Origin of the sequence: Flavobacterium piscinae, from assembly GCF_004122145.1 — a bacterium.
GTDB classification, from domain to species: domain Bacteria; phylum Bacteroidota; class Bacteroidia; order Flavobacteriales; family Flavobacteriaceae; genus Flavobacterium; species Flavobacterium piscinae.
Window position 1 is genome coordinate 1 of the sequence record NZ_SBKQ01000034.1, and the last position, 665, is coordinate 665.

The 665-nt window shown below is 51.1% G+C and carries 1 pseudogene; it reads right to left on the reverse strand.

Annotated features, from left to right (window positions below):
- Window positions 1-665: pseudogene (locus tag EQG68_RS15105) on the reverse strand (hypothetical protein); the annotation flags it as partial.

The window sequence follows — 665 nt, forward strand, 5'->3', positions numbered from 1 at the left end:
CCGATAAGGGTATACGTATACACCCCTGCTGCATCTTGACTCGGGTCAAATACTCCCGTGCCACTCGCTAATGCCGGTGACCACGTTCCGCCCGTTTCAGGGCTATTGCCCAATTGTGTGAATAAATCTACTGCCGGACTTGTTTCACATAAAACAATACTGTTATCAGTTCCCGCATTGGGGATGGGGTTGATCGTTACTGTGACTGTGGTGCTTTGTGGGGTACAAGGTGCTGTGCCACTTACTGTATAGGTATACACGCCTGCGGTGTCTTGTGCCGGGTCAAATACGCCTGTACCACTGGCTAATGCCGGTGACCACGTTCCGCCTGCATCAGGGGTACCGCCTAAATAATTGAATAAATCATCTGCCGGAGAGTTGGCACAAAATGGGGCAGCTCCTGCTTCTCCCGGATTTGGTGTGGGGTTGACTGTTACCGTTACACTGGCCGTACTGTTTGCACAAGGTGGTGTGCCGATAAGGGTATACGTATACACCCCTGCTGCATCTTGACTCGGGTCAAATACTCCCGTGCCACTCGCTAATGCCGGTGACCACGTTCCGCCCGTTTCAGGGCTATTGCCCAATTGTGTGAATAAATCTACTGCCGGACTTGTTTCACATAAAACAATACTGTTATCAGTTCCCGCATTGGGGATGGGGTT